The 17046-nt window shown below is 74.3% G+C and carries 12 protein-coding genes; 7 read left to right on the top strand and 5 right to left on the bottom strand.

Annotated elements, in window-relative coordinates; genetic code table 11:
- Positions 1-12 precede the first annotated feature (12 nt).
- The 3 genes from OC439_RS11670 to eccCa form a co-directional block, all read right to left on the bottom strand.
- Entirely contained in the window at positions 13-804 is a 792-nt protein-coding gene (locus OC439_RS11670; protein WP_262013410.1) for a phosphatase PAP2 family protein, read from the bottom strand.
- 40 nt (positions 805-844) lie between these two features.
- The gene (gene mycP, locus OC439_RS11665) at positions 845-2158 is read right to left on the bottom strand and encodes a type VII secretion-associated serine protease mycosin (protein ID WP_262013409.1); all 1314 of its coding nucleotides are present in this window, start codon (positions 2156-2158) and stop codon (positions 845-847) included.
- A gap of 88 nt (positions 2159-2246) precedes the next feature.
- A complete protein-coding gene (gene eccCa / locus OC439_RS11660) occupies positions 2247-6185 on the bottom strand; it encodes a type VII secretion protein EccCa (RefSeq protein ID WP_262013408.1) in 3939 nt (1312 codons plus the stop codon).
- Positions 6186-6290: 105 nt separating this feature from the next.
- Here eccCa and eccD point away from each other — a divergent pair, with 105 nt between their 5' ends.
- The gene (gene eccD / locus OC439_RS11655; RefSeq protein ID WP_262013407.1) at positions 6291-7673 is read left to right on the top strand and encodes a type VII secretion integral membrane protein EccD; all 1383 of its coding nucleotides are present in this window, start codon (positions 6291-6293) and stop codon (positions 7671-7673) included.
- Between the two features lie 55 nt (positions 7674-7728).
- Here the strand turns inward: eccD and OC439_RS11650 are convergent, their stop codons facing one another.
- Positions 7729-8235: an inorganic diphosphatase gene (locus OC439_RS11650; RefSeq protein WP_013288994.1), complete on the bottom strand. Its 507-nt coding sequence runs from the start codon at positions 8233-8235 to the stop codon at positions 7729-7731.
- 427 nt (positions 8236-8662) lie between these two features.
- Here OC439_RS11650 and dacB point away from each other — a divergent pair, with 427 nt between their 5' ends.
- The 3 genes from dacB (at position 8663) to tilS (ending at position 12413) form a co-directional block, all read left to right on the top strand.
- Positions 8663-10177: a D-alanyl-D-alanine carboxypeptidase/D-alanyl-D-alanine-endopeptidase gene (gene dacB / locus OC439_RS11645; RefSeq protein WP_410054911.1), complete on the top strand. Its 1515-nt coding sequence runs from the start codon at positions 8663-8665 to the stop codon at positions 10175-10177.
- 66 nt (positions 10178-10243) lie between these two features.
- On the top strand, positions 10244-11311 hold the full coding sequence (locus OC439_RS11640; protein ID WP_120574100.1) for a zinc-dependent metalloprotease: 1068 nt from the start codon (positions 10244-10246) through the stop codon (positions 11309-11311).
- Between the two features lie 172 nt (positions 11312-11483).
- A complete protein-coding gene (gene tilS / locus OC439_RS11635) occupies positions 11484-12413 on the top strand; it encodes a tRNA lysidine(34) synthetase TilS (protein WP_262013481.1) in 930 nt (309 codons plus the stop codon).
- Between the two features lie 217 nt (positions 12414-12630).
- Here tilS and OC439_RS11630 read toward each other — a convergent pair whose 3' ends face one another.
- The gene (locus tag OC439_RS11630) at positions 12631-13590 is read right to left on the bottom strand and encodes a GlxA family transcriptional regulator (RefSeq protein WP_262013406.1); all 960 of its coding nucleotides are present in this window, start codon (positions 13588-13590) and stop codon (positions 12631-12633) included.
- A 150-nt stretch (positions 13591-13740) separates the two neighbouring features.
- Here OC439_RS11630 and OC439_RS11625 point away from each other — a divergent pair, with 150 nt between their 5' ends.
- The 3 genes from OC439_RS11625 to ftsH all read left to right on the top strand — a co-directional run bounded on the left by OC439_RS11625 (position 13741) and on the right by ftsH (position 16999).
- The gene (locus OC439_RS11625; protein ID WP_018786602.1) at positions 13741-13878 is read left to right on the top strand and encodes a hypothetical protein; all 138 of its coding nucleotides are present in this window, start codon (positions 13741-13743) and stop codon (positions 13876-13878) included.
- Between the two features lie 99 nt (positions 13879-13977).
- On the top strand, positions 13978-14553 hold the full coding sequence (hpt, locus tag OC439_RS11620) for a hypoxanthine phosphoribosyltransferase (protein WP_013288988.1): 576 nt from the start codon (positions 13978-13980) through the stop codon (positions 14551-14553).
- Between the two features lie 433 nt (positions 14554-14986).
- Complete coding sequence (gene ftsH, locus OC439_RS11615; protein WP_135242355.1) at positions 14987-16999, top strand: ATP-dependent zinc metalloprotease FtsH; 2013 nt, start codon at positions 14987-14989, stop codon at positions 16997-16999.
- The last annotated feature ends 47 nt before the right edge of the window (positions 17000-17046 follow it).

The raw sequence follows: 17046 nt of genomic DNA, 5'->3' as shown, positions 1-17046 counted from the left end.
TTGCGGGCCCGGCTACGCCCGGCCGCCCTCCGGCCGCTGGTCGGCCAGCTCCGGCTCGACCCCCTCGCGCAGCGGACGCGCGGACGGCCGTCCGGACCCGCTGCGCCAGGTGGCGAACGCCGCCGCTGTCGCGGCCACCACGGCGGTCCCGAGCACCCAGCCGCCCACCACGTCGCTGGTCCAGTGCACGCCGAGCGCGATCCGGCTGATCCCGGTCACCACCGTGACCAGCAGGGCGGCGGTCCACAGCGCGATCCGGCCCGGGCGGCTGTCCCGCACGAACGGCAGGAACACCAGCAGCAGCACCCCTGCGGCGAGCGTGGCGTTGAGCGCGTGGCCGGACGGGAAGGAGTAGCCGGCGGCCCGGGCCACCGGGTCGAGCAGATCCGGCCGGTCCCGGCCGACGAGCAGCTTGAGCAGCGCGCCGAGCAGCCCGCCGACGAGCATGGTGACCACCACCCAGACCGCCAGCCGGGGCGCGCCGCGGCGGACCAGCCAGACCACCGCCACGACAGCCGCCACCCGCAGCGGGCCGGGCCCGAACACGTGCGTCCAGACCGTCATCACCGCGACCCATGCGGGATGGTCCTGCGCGTACCCGTGGAACGCGTCGGTGATCGAGGCGTCCAGCCGCAGCAGGGGCGGCCAGGCGCCGAGCACCAGCAGCGCGATCAGGGCGAACGGCACCAGCACCAGGAACGCCGCGACCACCGTCAGGGTGAGCCGCAGCCCCAGCGAGTGATCGCGGTCGAGGCGGCGGTGCCGCCACGACCGGCGCGTGACCGTCGCCCCGGTGGTGTCCATGGGCATTCCCCTACCCACCGGAGGGCAGGGTCAGACCGGTTCAGCGACGGGTCTGCCGGAACCGGCGCACCATCAGCGCGGTGCCGGTGACGAGCGCGACGAACAGGGCCAGGCCGGTCCAGAGCCGCTCCGGGGCGGAGACGTCCGTCTGCCCGGCCGGCCGGGCGGTCCAGCCCTCCGCCGTACGCCCGAGCGGGTCGCCGCCGCGGCCCGCCGCGGCGGCCCGGGTGTCCGGTCCGTCGCCGGGTGCCGGCCCGAAGCCCACCACGCCGGGGGAGGCGTTGTCGTCGAGCGGGTTGTGGGCCACCGACGGCACGTCACCGGTGAGCGCGGCCACCGGGTCGACCAGGCCGTAGCCGAACCGGTCGTCCCGCCCGGTCGGGCCCAGATCCCGGGCGGTGCTGATCAGCCGGTTGACCACGTCCCCGGCCGACATCTTCGGATACCGCGAGCGGACCAGGGCCGCCGTCGCGGCGACGAGCGGCGCGGCGAAGCTCGTCCCCTGCCCCCGCCAGTAGCCCTCCGGGCGGGCGCCGTAGAGCCCGGTGGCCGGGGCGCTGAGGACCGTCTCGTGACCCGTGATCGAGCCGGACCAGAGGTTCTCGCTGGTCCGCTCCAGCCCGGTGACCGCGAGCACGCCCGGTTCGCGGGCCGGGTACCAGACGTCGGTGGTCGTCGAGGTGGCCAGGTTGCCGGTGCAGGCGACCACCACCACGTCCCGGGCGAACGCGTAGTCGAGCGCCGCGGCCAGGGCCGGGTTGTCGCTGCTGCCGCCGAGCGACAGGTTGACCACCTGGGCGCCGTTGTCCACCGCCCAGCGCACCGCCTTGGCGATGATCAGCGCGTCGTCGTAGCGGTTCTCGGCGTCGAGCACCCGGACCGGGAGGATCTTGGCGTCCGGCGCGAGCCCCACCACGCCCCGGTCGTCGTCGGACCGCCCGGCGATCAGCCCCGCCACAGTGGTGCCGTGCCCCACCGGGTCCGCGCCGTCCGAGCCGTCCGGCGTCACCAGATCCAGGCCGGGCAGCACCTGCCCGGCCAGGTCGGGGTGGGAGCCGTCCACACCGGAGTCGATCACCGCGACCACCACGCCGCGCCCGGTCGACGTGCGCCATGCGGTCTTCGCCCGCAGCTCCTCCAGCTGCCACTGCTCGTCGCGTACCTGGTCGGTGCGCAGCGGACGGTCGGGGGCCGACCAGGGCCGCGCCACGGCGGTCGAGGCGGCGGGCGCGGCGTGTGCCGGCGGTGCCAGCGGACCGGCCACGGTGACCAGTGCCGAGGCGGCGGCGAGCAGCGCGCGTCCGGCGAGACGCCGGGGCGGCCCACCGGGCGGTCCCTGCCGATCCCCTGTCACATTCCCCAGCCGTTCGGTCGCGTCAGACACATGCTGCACGGAGATTACCGGTTGCCCCGGCCGTCACGGGGCAACTCGGCCAGCCTGATCACCCGGGCGGGAGATACGCCAACTGCACCAGGCGCACCCCCTCCCGGCGGGTGACCAGACGCGCCCGCCCCGGCGGCAGCGGCCCGGCCTTCACCTGGCCGACGAGCGTGCCCTCCTCCGGCCCGCCCGACATCACCAGCCCGGCCGTGGACAGCTCGCGCAACCGCTGCACGATCGGCTCGTACGCGGTCCGCCCGGCGCCGCCGGTGCGCCGCGCCAGCACCAGGTGCAGCCCGACGTCCCGCGCGTGCGGCAGGTGGTCCTCAAGCGCCCGCAACGGGTTCGTCGGCCCGCCCGCCACCAGGTCGTAGTCGTCCACGAGCACGAACAGCTCCGGTCCCGTCCACCACGACCGGCTGCGCAACTGCGCCGGTGTCACCTCCGGCCCCGGCTGCCGCCCCTGGAGATAACCGGCGGCCGACTCGATCAGCTCGGCGGTGTGCGGCGCTGCGGTGCCGTATCCGATCAGGTGCGGCGTCTCGATCACGCCCATCAGGCTGCGCCGGTAGTCCACGAGCATCACCCGGGCCTGCTCCGGCGTGAACCGGTTGACGATCGAGGTGGCGAGCGCCCGCAGGAACGACGACTTGCCGCACTCGGCGTCGCCGAAGACCAGGAAGTTCGGCTCGGTGGCGAAGTCCAGCACCACCTGGGACAGGTCCGCCTCGGCCACGCCGATCGGGAACGCGGGCCCGCTCGTCGCGCTGTGGTCCAGTTCGGCGTACGGCAGCACCGGCGGGAGCAGCCGCACCCGGGGCGCGGGCGGACCGCTCCACGCGCCGGCGACCGCCTTGACCAGGTCGGCGGTCTCCGCGCCGAGCGCCTCGACGCGCGGTTCGGCGGTGAGGAAGTGCAGGCCGCCCGCGGTGATGCCGCGCCCCGGCCGCTCCTCCGGCACGGTGGCCGCCAGCGCGCGCTTGACCACCACCGAGTCGGCCGGGTCGCCGAGACGCAACTCCAGCCGGGAGCCGAACAGGTCGCGGATCGCCGGGCGGAAGTCCGACCAGCGCAGCGCGCTCGCCACCACGTGCACCCCGTACGCCAGGCCCCGGGTGGCGAGCTCGGTGACCAGGGGTTCCAGGTCCTCGTACTCGCCGCGCAGCGTGTTCCAGCCGTCCACCACCAGGAACACGTCCCCGAACGGGTCCGGCGCGCCCGCCGCCCGCCGCCGTCGCCACACGGCCATCGACTCCACACCGGCCTCGGCGAAACGCCGCTCCCGTTCGGCCAGCAGACCGGCGACCTCGCCGACGGTACGGCGCACCGCGGTGCCGTCGGTGCGCCCGCTGACACCGCCCACGTGCGGCAGGTCGCGCAGCGTGCCGAGCGTCCCGCTGCCGAAGTCGAGGCAGTAGACCTGCACCTCGGCCGGGGTGTGGGTGAGCGCGAGCGCGCAGACCAGGGTGCGCAGCAGACTGGACCGGCCGCTGCGGGTGGTGCCGACCACCGCGACGTGCCCGGCCGCGCCGTCCAGCGCCAGCCAGAGCAGGTCGCGCCGCTGCTCGAACGGCTTGTCGACCACCGCCACCGGCACCTGCAGCGCACCGTGCAGCTCCGGATTCGCCACCGTGAGCCCGCGTAGCGGGTCGGCGCCGACCGTTCCGAGCAGCTCGTCCAGGGCGGGCGAGGCGTCCAGCGGCGGCAGCCACACCTGGTGCGCGGGCGGGCCCTGCCCGGCCAGCCGGTCCACGAGCAGGTCCAGCAGCGTCTCGCCGCTGTCGTCCTCGGCGGGCGGCTCGACGGGCGCGGGCGGCTCGGGCACCGGGACCAGGTGGGTGGAGAACGCGAGCACCCGAGCCTCGCCGGCGCCGGACGCGCCCGCCGCCCCGCCGCGACGGCGGACCGTGCCGGAGACGTACGCGGCCTTGAACCGGACCAGCGGGTCGGTGCCCGAGCGCAGGTAACCGTGCCCCGGGCTGCGCGGCAGCTCGTGCGCGTCCGGCACGCCCAGCACCGTCCGGGACTCCAGCGCCGAGAACGTCCGCAACCCGATCCGGTACGACAGGTGCGTGTCCAGCCCGCGCAGCCGTCCCTCCTCCAGCCGCTGGCTCGCCAGCAGCAGGTGCACACCCAGCGACCGGCCCAACCGGCCGATCTGCACGAACAGGTCGATGAAGTCGGGCTTGGCGGAGAGCAGCTCGGAGAACTCGTCGCAGATCAGCAGCAGCGACGGCAGTGGGGCCAGCGGCGACCCGGCCGCCCGGGCCCGCTCGTAGTCGCGGACGCTCGCGAAGTTGCCGGCCCGGCGCAGCAACTCCTGCCGGCGCATCAGCTCCCCGTTTATCGCGTCCACCATCCGGTCCACAAGCGGCAGCGCGTCGGCCAGGTTGGTGATCACGGCGGCGGTGTGCGGCAGCCGTTCGAACGACGCGAACGTGGCGCCGCCCTTGAAGTCGACGAGCACGAAGTTGAGCTGCTCCGAGCTGTGCGTGGCGGCCAGCCCGAGCACCAGTGTGCGCAGCAGCTCCGACTTGCCCGAGCCGGTCGCGCCGATCAACAGGCCGTGCGGGCCCATGCCGTCCTGCGCCGACTCCTTCAGGTCCAGGTCGATCGCCCCGCCGTCGGCGCCCACCCCGATCGGCACCCGCAGCCGGTCCCGCGCGGCCCGGGGCGCCCAGCCCTGCTCGGCGGTGAAGCTCTCCGGGTCGCCCAGACCCAGTAGCTCGGGCAGGCCCAGCTCGGCGCCGGGCGGCGCGTCCGGTCCGCGTACCGTGCCGGCCAGCCGCAGCGGCGCGAGCCGCCGGGCCACCGCCTCCGCGTCGGCGGGCGCCAGCGCGTCGGCGGCGCCCACCTCGGCGTGCCCCTCCGCGGAGTGCGAGTGCAGCCGGCCGTCGACCAGGTCGAGCAGCAGCGCGTACCGGTCGAGCAGCCGGGGCGGCGGAGTGTCCAGGTCGAGCACGGTGACCGCGTCGATGCCGCCGTCACCGGCCAGGTCAGTCGCGCCGGTCAGGTCGCCGCCGTCGAGCACCACCACTACGTGCGGCCCGTCGGTCGCGGTGCCGTGCGGGCTGAACCGGGACCGGGCGCCGAGTACGTCGTCGAGCAGCCGTTCCAGGTCGGCGGCGGAGCTGGTGACCAGCCGCACCGGGCCCAGCGCGTCGGTACGCGCCGGATGGTGGGCGTGCGGCAGCCACTTCACCCACTCCCAGGCGTTGCGGCGTTCCGGCCCGGCGCAGACCGCGATCAGCAGTTCGTCCGGCGCGTGGAAGACGGCGAGCTGGGTGAGCACCGCCCGGGCCAGCGCCTGCGCGGCGGGCGAGCCGGCACCGCGTACCGGGCCGGCCGGGCCGCGCACGAAGACCCGGGCGAAACTGCGCAGCGACAGCGCCACCGGCAGGTCCGGCACCACCGAGTACGCGTCCAGGAAGCGCCGCAGCGCCCCGGCGGTCATCGGCTCCAGCTCCTCCAGCGGGCGGGTGACCGGCGGGACCAGCGGGGTGGCGAGCGTCTGCGGGCCCACACCGACCCGGACCACGGCGAAGTCCGGGTCGCCCGGCCGGCGCTCCCAGACCCGATGACTGTCGACTGTCGACCAGAGCCGCCCCGGCTCGGGATGGCGGTAGGACAGCCCGGCCCGCTGAGCGCCGGCGGTCTCCCGCACCCGGCGCCGGAGCGTGGCCAGGTGACGCAGGTACTCCCGGCGGGCGGCCATCAGCTCGGACTTCTTCGGCCCGGCGCTGCCCCAGGTGGTCACCAGCATCGCCAGCGAGGAGAGGCCGAACATGCCGCCCACCACGTACGAGTAGGCGCCGCCGCCGCGGCCGAACATCATCGCCATGGCCACCGTCCCGCCGAGCATCGGCAGCACCATCAGCGCCTGCTGCCAGCGCCCACCGGCGGCGGCGGGGATCTCCGGCGGCGCCTCGACGGGCAGCTCACCGACCGGGATCTCCGGTGCCGGGCGGCGTGGCGGCCGCTTGATGACGACAGTGGACACTCACCCTCCCCGGAAGTGGCTCTGGGTAACCCGAGCCTGGCTCATCGTAGGTAAAGTCCTCTCGTCCGTCAGCCCACTCCCTCCGCTCGATATGGAGATGCCTCGATGACAAGCGGGCTCGCCCGGGTCACGATCAGCGCGCCCAGGCGGCGGGTCGACGTGGCCCTACCGGAGCAGGTGCCCCTGGCCGAGCTGCTGCCCGAGGTGCTCCGGCACGCCGGGGAGGGACTGGCCGACGACGGGGAACGGCACGGCGGGTGGGTGCTGCGCCGGACCGACGGCGCGGTGCTCACCACCGCCCAGGCGCTGCTGCCGCAGGGCGTGCGCGACGGCGAGGTGCTGCACCTGGTGCCGGCCCGCGCCCAGTGGCCCGAGCTGGAGTACGACGACGTGGTCGAGGCGATCGTGGACGGCGCCCGGCGCCGGGGTGCCGCCTGGTCGGGCCGGGCCACCCGGGCCGCGGCGCTCGCCGGTGCCGCCGTACCCCTGGCCGTCGGCCTGGTCGCCGTGGTCGCGGCCGGGCCGGGCGCGCGCGGCTGGCCGGTCGCCGCGGCGGTCGCCCTGGTCCTGGTGCTCACCGCCACCGCGGCGTCCCGGGCGTACGGGGACGGCCCGGTCGGCGCCACGCTCGGCGGGTACGCGCTGCCCTGGGCCGCGGTGGCCGGTGCGCTCGCGGTCGCCTCCGGCGATCCGGTCGGCCCGATCCCCGGCCTGCGCTGGGTGGGTGCCCCGGAACTGCTGGTCGGCTCGGTGGCGCTGCTGCTGGTGGCGGTGCTCGGCCTGCTCGGCGTGGCCAGCCGGTCCCGCGTCTTCGTGGCCGGGGTGACAGTCGGCCTGGCGGGCGTGGCGGCAGCGCTCGGCGGGCTGCTGCTCGACCCGGACGGCACCGCCGCCGTCCTGCTCGCCGTGCTCGTGTTCGCGCTCGGCGGGCTGCCGCTGCTGGCCATCCGGGTCGGCAAGCTTCCGCTGCCGCCGCTCACCCTGCCCAGCCCGGCCGGCACCCGGGACCTGCCGGACCGGGGCCGGGTGCACGCGGCGGTGGCGCGCGCCGAGGAGGTGCTCACCGGGATGCTGCTCGGCCACGCGGTGCTCGCCGTCGGCGCGGTCGCGGTGCTCGTCTCCGTCGGCCGGACCGCCGGGCTGCTGCTCGCCGCCGTCGCCTGCGGGGTGCTGCTGCTGCGCTCCCGCCTGTTCGTGGCGGTACGGCACCGGGTGCCCGCGATCGTCGCCGGGTTGACCGGGTTCGCGCTGCTGGGGGTGGTGCTGGCCGGCCGGGCCGGTCCGGGTGGGCGGCTCGCGCTGACTGTGGGCGGGCTGGCCCTGGCCCTGACGGCGGTCACCGCCGGCGCCACGTACGCCCGGCGGCCCGTCTCCCCGTACCTCGGCCGGCTGGCCGACCTGACCGACACCGCGCTCGTGGTCGCTGTGGTGCCGGTGGCCTGCGCGGTGCTCGGCCTCTACGACCGGGCCCGCGACCTGCTCGCCTGAACACGCGGAGGCCCGGGTCGCGACGCGCGACCCGGGCCCCCGGCAAGCATGATCGTCAGTGCAGCGTCTCGCCGCGCTCCTCGGCCTCCTTGGCGCGCCGGTACGACGCGGCGATCTCCGCCTCGGCCTCGACCCGGCCCACCCAGGTCGCGCCCTCGACCGACTTGCCCGGCTCCAGGTCCTTGTAGACCTCGAAGAAGTGCTGGATCTCCAGCCGGTCGAACTCGCCCAGGTGGTGGATGTCGCGCAGGTGCTCCTGACGCGGGTCCTCGTAGGGCACGCAGAGGACCTTGTCGTCGCCGCCCTTCTCGTCCGTCATCCGGAACATGCCGATGGTGCGGCAGCGGATCAGGCAGCCCGGGAACGTCGGCTCCGGCACCAGCACCAGCGCGTCCAGCGGGTCGCCGTCCTCGCCCAGGGTGCCCTCGATGAACCCGTAGTCGGCCGGGTACTGCGTGGAGGTGAAGAGGGTGCGGTCCAGCCGGATGCGGCCGGTCGCGTGGTCTACCTCGTACTTGTTCCGGTGACCCTTGGGGATCTCAACCGTGACGTCGAAATCCATCTTCCACGCTCCCTCGTTTGCCCACGCTGGCTAACGGAAACCAGCGGCTCACCCCCGGCGCGGGGTGAACGCCCCCCGTCGGCTCCGGCCGCCGCATAGTGTTCGGACCGAAGTAGTGTCGCCCAAGGCGATTTCGAGCGGGGAGGAGGGGGCCGTGGGGAGGGAAGATTCACACTACCGCCCCGAGAGGGTTGACGGGCGCGGGTCCGCCGGTTCCGGTTCCGGCGGGGCCACCGGGCGGGTGTCCGTCCCGGGGGCCAACGTCCCTCATCGTCCCTCTCCGGCCACCGGGTCCGCCCGCGTCGGCCCGCCCCACCACGGCCCCGGCCCGCTGCATCACGGCTCCGGCCCGGCGAGCGGCTCGGCCCGCGTCGGGCCGCCGCACGATCCCACGGCTGCGCTGAACCGGCCCGGCGCGCCGGACTCGATCCCGGTCAGCCCGCCGGTCCCACCGGTCGGCGCCGCGCCGCCCGCACCCTCCGGGCCGCCCCCGGGCCGACCGCGACGTCGCCTGCGGCTCGTCGCGGCGCTCGCCTGCGTGCTCGTGCTGGCCCTGGCGGTGGCCGGGCTCGCCGTGCTGCGTCCCGGCCCGGTCGCCGGGTGGCTGGGCGACGTCGACAGCACGGGTACGGCGGTCGCCGCGCCGCCCGAGCCCACGCCGCCGGCCGTGCTGGCCGGTCCGGACGGCAACGCCCCGCTGCCCACCGAGGCCGGCATCCGTACCGCCCTCGACCCGCTGGTCCGCGCCGCCGCGCTCGGCGACCGGGTGCACGTGTCGGTGGCGGACGTGAGCACCGGCCAGGCGCTCTACGGCAGCGGCCAGGACACGCCCACCGTGCCCGCCTCGGTGACCAAGCTGGCGACCGGGGTGGCGGTGCTCGCGGCGCGCGGTCCCGCCTACCGGATCCCGACCCGGGCCGTGGCCGGCGCCAACCCGGGCGAGGTGGTCCTGGTCGGCGGCGGTGACCCCACGCTCGCCGTGGACAAGAACGGCTTCTACCCCGGCGCGGCCCGGCTGGACGACCTCGCCGCCCAGGTGCGCGACGCGCTCGGCGGCACCGCCCCGACCAAGGTGATCGTCGACTCGTCGCTGTTCAGCGGCCCGGTCTTCGAGCCCGGCTGGGACGCCGACATCCCCACCGGCGGCTTCGGCGCGGCGATCACCGCGCTGATGACCGACGGCGCCCGGAAGAACGCGGCGGAGGCGCGGCGCACCGCCGAGGAGACCAACCACGCCGCCGAGCGGGTGCCGCAGCCCGACCTGACCGCCGGCCGCCAGTTCGCCAAGTTGCTCGGCCTGACCGGCGGCGCCGCCCAGGTGAGCCGGGGCACCGCGCCGGCCGCGTCCGGCGCCACGGGTACGGCCCCCGGCGCCGAACTCGGCACTGTCGAGTCCCTGCCGATGATCCGGCTGGTCGACATCATGATCAGCGACAGCGACAACGTGATCGCCGAGGCGATGGCCCGCCAGGTGGCGCTCGCCAAGGGCAAGCCGGGCTCGTTCGTCGGCGGCGCGGCGGCCACCGACCAGGTGCTCGGCGAGCTGGGCCTGCCCGCCGGCGAGATCAGCCTGGCCGACGGCAGCGGGCTGTCCCGCACCAACCGGATCAGCCCCTCGCTGCTCACCGACCTGATCACGCTCGCCGGCAACGGCAGCCACCCCGAACTCGCGGCGATCTTCGGCGGACTGCCGGTCGGCGGCTGGTCCGGCACGCTCGACGAGCGCTACCGGGCGGCGGCGACCCGCGCCGGAGCGGGTGTCGTCCGGGCCAAGACCGGCACGCTGAGCGGCGTCAACGCGATCGCCGGCACGGTTACCACAGCCGACGGCCGGCTGCTCACGTTCGCCGTGCTCACCGACCGGACCCAGGGCTCGCTGGACGAGACCCGGGCGGCGCTGGACCGGATCAGCTCGGCGCTGGCCGGGTGCGGCTGCCGCTGACCGACGGGCGTCGATCGGCCGGCGCGAGCCCGGGTGGGGGTGTTCCGGCGCGGGTACGGTGGGTTCATGGCGCAGTTCGTGGACTGGGATCTGGCCGCCGCGACAGCGGGGGCGCTGAGCAAGTCGGGCCCCCGGGTGTCGTACGCCGAGGCCACCGACGTGGTCGGCGACCTGCGCCGGCTGACCGACGAGGCGGCCGGTCACGTCGCCGACTACACCGGCCTGCGCGCGCAGGTCGCGCACCCGCCGGTACGCGTGGTCGACCGCCGGGACTGGGCGGCGGCGAACATCGCCGGGCTGCGTGAGGTCGTCTCCCCGCTGGTCGAGCGCCTCTCCGGCGACAAGCGGCCGGGCGCGCTCACCGAGGCGATCGGCTCCCGGGTGACAGGTGTGCAGGCCGGCACCGTGCTGGCGTACCTCTCCGGCCGCGTGCTCGGCCAGTACGAGGTCTTCGCCGGCGACCCCGGCCAGCTGCTGCTGGTGGCGCCGAACATCCTCGAGGTCGAGCGGAAGCTCGGCGCCGACTCGCGCGACTTCCGGCTCTGGGTGTGCCTGCACGAGGTCACTCACCGCACCCAGTTCACCGCCGTGCCGTGGATGCGCGCGTACTTCCTCGGCGAGGTGCAGGCGTTCGTGGACGCCTCCCAGGGCGGTGAGCACCTGCTGGAACGGCTCCGCCGCGGTGTGGCGACGCTCTCCGACGCGGTGAAGGACCCGGAGAGCCGGGCCAGCGTGCTGGACATCGTGCAGACCCCGGCCCAGCGCGCCGTGCTGGACCGGCTGACCGCGCTGATGACGCTGCTGGAAGGCCACGCCGAGTTCGTGATGGACGGCGTCGGCCCGCAGGTCATCCCCAGCGTCGAGTCGATCCGGGCGGCGTTCAACCGCCGCCGCGAGTCCGGCAACCCGCTGGAGAAGGCGATCCGGCGGCTGCTCGGCATCGAGGTCAAGATGCGCCAGTACGCCGAGGGCCGCAAGTTCGTGCACGGCGTCGTCGACCGGGTGGGGATGCAGGGCTTCAACAAGATCTTCTCGTCCCCGCTGACGCTGCCCCGCCTGGACGAGCTGGGCGACCCGGACGCCTGGGTGTCCCGCGTACACGGGCCCGCCGGTGCCACCCCGCCCGTCGGCTGATCCGGCCGGTCCGGCCGGGCCGCTCGATCCGGCTGATTCTGCGGGCTGGGCTGGTTCCCCTGGTCCGCTCGGTTCGGCTTCTTCCGCGGGCCGGGCTGATTCCGGCGCTCGGTCGCGCCGCTCGCCGTCGCCCGCTCCCGTCGTCGCCGCGGTGCGGCTCGCCGTCCGCCGGATGCTGACCGGCCTGCCCGGCGGCGGCCCGGTGCTGGTGGCCTGCTCCGGCGGGGCCGACTCGCTCGCGCTCGCCGCCGCCACCGCGTTCGTGGCCCCCCGGCTCGGGCGCCCGGCCGGCCTGGTGACAGTCGACCACGGCCTGCAAGCCGGGTCCGCCGAACGGGCCGAGGCGGTCACCGGCTGGGCCCGCGCCGCAGGGCTCGACCCGGTCGAGGTGCTTCCGGTACGCGTGGACGGCCGGCCCGGCGGACCCGAGGCGGCCGCCCGCGAGGCCCGGTACGAGGCGCTGGTCGCTGCCGCCCGCCGCTACGACGCAGCCGGGGTGCTGCTCGGGCACACGCGCGACGACCAGGCCGAGACCGTCCTGCTGGCGCTGGCCCGGGGTGCCGGACCGCGCGGGCTGTCCGGGATGCCGGAGCGGCGCGACGTCGACGGGGTATCCCTGCTCCGCCCGCTGCTCGACGTCACGCGCGCCGACACCCGGGCCGCCTGCGCCGCGCTCGGGCTCGACCCGTGGGCGGACCCGCACAACGCCGACCCCGCGTACGCCCGGGCCCGGGTCCGGTCCGACGCGCTGCCGGCACTCGTCGACGCGCTGGGGCCGGGGGTGGTGGCCAACCTGGCCCGTACCGCCGGGCTGCTCGCGGCCGACAACGCCGCGCTCGACGCGCTCGCCGACACCGCGCTCGCCGACGTCCGTACCGCTGACGGTGGGCTGTCCGTAGCCGGGCTCGCCGGGTTGCCGGCCGCCGTCCGTACCCGGGTGCTGCACGCCTGGGCCCGTGAGCTGGGCGCGACGCCGGCCGCGCTGTCGCACAGTCACGTGGCGGCGCTGGACGCCCTGGTCACGGCCTGGCACGGACAGGGCCCGGTGCACCTACCCGGTAACCACCAGGTGCGCCGCCACACAGGCCACCTCCTGCCCTGACGGCGCGCCCGCCCGCCCTTGCCCGTCCCCCGTCCCGTTGATCAAGGACTTTCGGTCACTTTCCGGCCCTCCCCAGCCCGCAAACTCCTTGATCACTGCTCCAGGGGCGGCGGGCGGGGGCGTCGATCATGAAGTTGACGGGGAGGAAACGGGCGGAAAGCGCGGTCAACTTCATGATCGACGGGGTGGGGGGCGGGGCGGGACGGGGCGGGGTGGGTCAGGTGGTCTGGCGGTCTCGGAAAGTGGTGCGGTAGGCCAGCGGGGTGGTGCCCACGCGACGGGTGAAGTGGTGCCGCAGCGCCGCCGCGTCGCCGAAGCCGGCCTGCTCGGCCACGCCCTCCACGCTCAGCGTGGTGTCCTCCAGCAGGTGCCGGGCCAGCAGCACCCGCTGGTTGGTCACCCAGTCGTGCGGAGTGGTGCCGGTCTCGGCGCGGAACCGGCGGGCGAACGTCCGTGGCGCCATCCCGGCGCGCGCCGCCAGCTCGTCCACCGTCACCTGCCGGCGCAGGTGTCCCATCAGCCACTCCAGCACCGGTTCCAGCGTGGGTGCCTCCGGTGCCTTGGGGATCGGCGTCTCGACGTACTGCGACTGGCCGCCGTCGCGGTGCGGCGGCACCACCATCCGGCGGGCCAGCCGGGTCGCCACCGCGGAGCCGTGCTCCTGGCGTACCAGATGCAGGCAGGCGTCGATGCCGGCGGCGGTGCCGGCGCTGGTGAGCAGCCGGTCGTCCTGCACGTAGAGCGAGTCGCACTGGACCCGGGCGGCCGGGAAGCGGCGCTGCAGCTCGTCGGTGTACCGCCAGTGGGTGGTGCAGTCGCGCCCGTCGAGGATGCCCGCCTCGCCGAGGACGAACGCGCCGGCGCAGACGCTGAGCAGCCAGGCGCCCCGGTCGGCGGCGCGGCGCAGCGCGGCGAGCACCGGTTCGGGTACCGGGGTGCCGTCGGCGTGCGCGGGCACCGCCACCAGGTCGGCGTCCTCGACCGCGCCCAGGTCGGCGGTGGGGCTGAGCAGGAACCCGGAGCGGCTGCGGACCGCACCGCCGTCGGCGGTGCAGACGTCGAACCGGTATCCGGGGAAGTCGTCGGCGGTGCGGTCGGTGCCGAAGACCTCGGCGAGCACGCCGAGTTCGAACGCGGCGACCTGGTCCATGGCGATGACGGCGACCGAGCGGAGCATGTGACGAGGGTAACCCGACAGGTGGCAGGAAATCGATGCCCGGTGACATTCCTGCCACTGTCCGGATCGGTCGGTGGCCCGCAGAATCAATGGTGTCCGGTGCGCACCGGCGGCGAAAACAGTCTCAACCATGCGAAAGCGAGCGCCGCCATGACCGTTCTGCTGCTTCTGCTGTTCCTGCTCCTCCTCGTCGGCGCCAGCGCCTTCGGGTTCACCGCCGACACCCGCGACTCGGCCGACTGGAAGCCGAGCGACGACGGGCAGCGCTGGCGCTCCCGTACCTGCTGAGGTGATTTATTCAGTTCGCGCCGAAAATCCCCGGCGGGACCGCGCCAAAAGGGGCGGCCCCGCCGACGGCGGCGCGGGGGCGTACGGCAGGCTAGGAGCATGGCTGACGGCTCCTGGTACGACGCCGACATCGACCACGTGATCATCTCGGAGGCGCAGATCCGCGACAAGACCGCGGAGCTGGCCAAGCAGGTCTCGGCGGACTACGCCCACGTCGAGGACGGCCTGCTGCTCGTGTGTGTGCTCAAGGGAGCGGTCATGTTCATGGCCGACTTCGCCCGCGCGCTGGGCCGCCAGGGCCCGCCCGCCGAGCTGGAGTTCATGGCCGTCTCGTCCTACGGCCAGGGCACCACCTCGTCCGGCGTGGTCCGCATCCTCAAGGACCTGGACCGGGACATCGCCGGCCGCCACGTGGTGGTCGTCGAGGACATCGTCGACTCCGGTCTGACGCTGTCCTGGCTGCTGCGCTACCTGGAGTCGCGCTCCGCGGCCAGCGTCGAGGTGGTCGCGCTGTTCCGCAAGCCGGACGCGGTCAAGGTGCAGGTCCCGGTCAAGTACGTCGGGTTCGACATTCCCACCGAGTTCGTCGTGGGCTACGGGCTCGACTTCGGCGAGCGGTACCGCGAGGTGCCCTACGTCGGGGTGCTCAAGCCCGAGGTGTACGCGCGGGCCTGAGGCTTTGCCGAGCCCTTCGTCAGCTGACATTCAGCGGGCTCTCAGTCTTCCGGTCTACGGTAGGAGTCGGTGACGTGGAGGCACCCTCCACGCCCGGCCCCTCGAACCGCGTGACCGTGCGGTGTGGGCGGGCCGGGTGGGAGCTCCCCGCCACGCCGGCTCGAACCCGGGTTCGCCCTACGCGTAAGTGCCGGGCTCGCAAGCTCACTCGTCGCGCGCGCCGAGGTTCCGGATGTGCGCGACTGCGGGGCTCGCAAGCTCACTCCTCGCGCGCACGGTGTACCGTCGAATGACCGTGGTGCGGCAGTTTGCGTGCCCCGGGGGTCGGGCCGGCCCGCACGGCGGCCCCGGCTGCCGCTCAAGGCGGCGACACCATTCAGACGGTCAGGACGTCGATCAGGAGGATGCGGGCGCCTCGGCACCCGACTACAGCATGGAACGTACGCGTTTCTTCCGCCGACCGGTGGTCTGGATCATCCTGGTCATCCTCGGCGCCGTTGTGCTCAGTCAACTGTTCACCGCTGGTCCCAGCTACCACCGGGTGGACACGTCCGTCGCGCTCGACCAGCTCAACAAGGGTGGCATCGAGAAGGTCGTCTTCCAGGACAAGGAGCAGACGCTCCAGCTCGACCTGAAGGACAAGGCCAAATTCGACGGCGACACCACCACTGACAAGATCGAGGCGCAGTTCCCGTACGAGGTCGGCGGCCAGGTCTGGAACCAGGTACGCGAGGCCGAGGCGGCGGACCGCATCACCGGCCCGGTCGACACCAAGGTGTCGTCGGACAGCATCTGGGTCAGCCTGCTGGTCAACCTGCTTCCTATCGCGCTGCTCGTGCTCCTGCTGCTGTTCTTCATGTCGCAGATGCAGGGCGGCGGCTCCCGGGTGCTCAACTTCGGCAAGTCCAAGGCGAAGATGATCACCAAGGACACGCCGAAGACCACCTTCGCTGATGTCGCGGGTGCGGACGAGGCCGTCGAGGAACTGCACGAGATCAAGGACTTCCTGCAGAACCCGGCGAAATACCAGGCCCTGGGCGCCAAGATCCCGAAGGGCGTGCTGCTGTTCGGCCCGCCCGGTACCGGCAAGACGCTGCTGGCCCGCGCGGTCGCCGGCGAGGCCGGGGTGCCCTTCTACTCCATCTCCGGCTCCGACTTCGTCGAGATGTTCGTCGGTGTCGGCGCCAGCCGCGTCCGCGACCTGTTCGAGCAGGCCAAGTCGAACGCTCCGGCGATCGTCTTCGTCGACGAGATCGACGCCGTCGGCCGCCACCGCGGCGCCGGCATGGGCGGCGGTCACGACGAGCGGGAGCAGACGCTCAACCAGCTGCTTGTCGAGATGGACGGCTTCGACACCAAGGGCGGCGTCATCCTGATCGCCGCCACCAACCGGCCGGACATCCTCGACCCGGCGCTGCTGCGTCCGGGCCGGTTCGACAGGCAGATCCCGGTCGACGCCCCCGACATGGAGGGCCGCAAGGCCATCCTGCGGGTGCACGCCAAGGGCAAGCCGTTCACGCCCGACGTCGACCTCGACGCGGTCGCCCGGCGTACCCCGGGCTTCAGCGGCGCCGACCTGGCCAACGTGATCAACGAGGCCGCGCTGCTCACCGCTCGTAAGGAGCAGCGGGCGATCACCAACGACTCCCTGGAGGAGTCGATCGACCGGGTGATCGCCGGCCCGCAGCGCCGGACCCGGGTGATGAGCGACCAGGAGAAGAAGATCACCGCGTACCACGAGGGTGGGCACGCGCTGGTCGCCTGGGCGCTGCCGCACGCCGCGCCGGTGCACAAGGTGACCATCCTGTCCCGGGGTCGCTCGCTGGGTCACACGCTCGTGCTCCCCACGGAGGACAAGTACACCCAGACCCGGGCCGAGATGATCGACACCCTGGCGTACGCGCTGGGTGGCCGGGCGGCCGAGGAACTGGTCTTCCACGAGCCGACCACCGGCGCCGGCAACGACATCGAGAAGGCCACGCAGCTGGCCCGCGCGATGATCACGCAGTACGGCATGAGCTCCAAGCTCGGTGCGATCAAGTACGGCACCAGCGGCGACGAGCCGTTCCTCGGCCGCAACATGGGCCACGAGCGGGACTACTCCGACGCGGTGGCGGCCGAGATCGACGGCGAGATGCGTGCGCTGATCGAGCTGGCCCACGACGAGGCCTGGGAGATCCTGGTGGAATACCGGGACGTCCTGGACAACATGGTCCTGGAGCTGATGGAGAAGGAGACGCTCTCCACCGCCGACATGGCCCGGATCTGCGCGCGTGTGGTCAAGCGCCCGCCGATGGCGCCGTACCACGGCTTCGGCAAGCGTCAGCCCTCCACCGAGCCGCCGGTGCTCACCCCGGCCGAGAAGGAGGCGCTGGCCGCGCAGGCCCGCGCCGACGCCGCCGCCTCGATCGGTGGTTCCAGCAACAACTCGGACGGTACGCACTGAACAGCGATCCGACGACGGCCGGTTCCCACCACAGGGAGCCGGCCGTC

Origin of the sequence: Micromonospora sp. Mcm103 (genome assembly GCF_024519755.1) — a bacterium.
In the GTDB taxonomy this organism is placed as follows: domain Bacteria; phylum Actinomycetota; class Actinomycetes; order Mycobacteriales; family Micromonosporaceae; genus Micromonospora; species Micromonospora aurantiaca.
This window is presented reverse-complemented; position numbering and strand designations above follow the sequence as displayed.

What these genes read in the sequence shown, in the direction of transcription:
- tilS (WP_262013481.1), top strand. Translation starts at nt 11,484, where the DNA reads ATGCTGACCGGCCTGCCCGGCGGCGGCCCGGTGCTGGTGGCCTGCTCC.
- OC439_RS11650 (WP_013288994.1), bottom strand. Translation starts at nt 8,235, where the DNA reads ATGGATTTCGACGTCACGGTTGAGATCCCCAAGGGTCACCGGAACAAG.
- hpt (WP_013288988.1), top strand. Translation starts at nt 13,978, where the DNA reads ATGGCTGACGGCTCCTGGTACGACGCCGACATCGACCACGTGATCATC.
- OC439_RS11640 (WP_120574100.1), top strand. Translation starts at nt 10,244, where the DNA reads ATGGCGCAGTTCGTGGACTGGGATCTGGCCGCCGCGACAGCGGGGGCG.
- eccD (WP_262013407.1), top strand. Translation starts at nt 6,291, where the DNA reads ATGACAAGCGGGCTCGCCCGGGTCACGATCAGCGCGCCCAGGCGGCGG.
- OC439_RS11625 (WP_018786602.1), top strand. Translation starts at nt 13,741, where the DNA reads ATGACCGTTCTGCTGCTTCTGCTGTTCCTGCTCCTCCTCGTCGGCGCC.
- OC439_RS11670 (WP_262013410.1), bottom strand. Translation starts at nt 804, where the DNA reads ATGGACACCACCGGGGCGACGGTCACGCGCCGGTCGTGGCGGCACCGC.
- OC439_RS11630 (WP_262013406.1), bottom strand. Translation starts at nt 13,590, where the DNA reads ATGCTCCGCTCGGTCGCCGTCATCGCCATGGACCAGGTCGCCGCGTTC.
- ftsH (WP_135242355.1), top strand. Translation starts at nt 14,987, where the DNA reads ATGGAACGTACGCGTTTCTTCCGCCGACCGGTGGTCTGGATCATCCTG.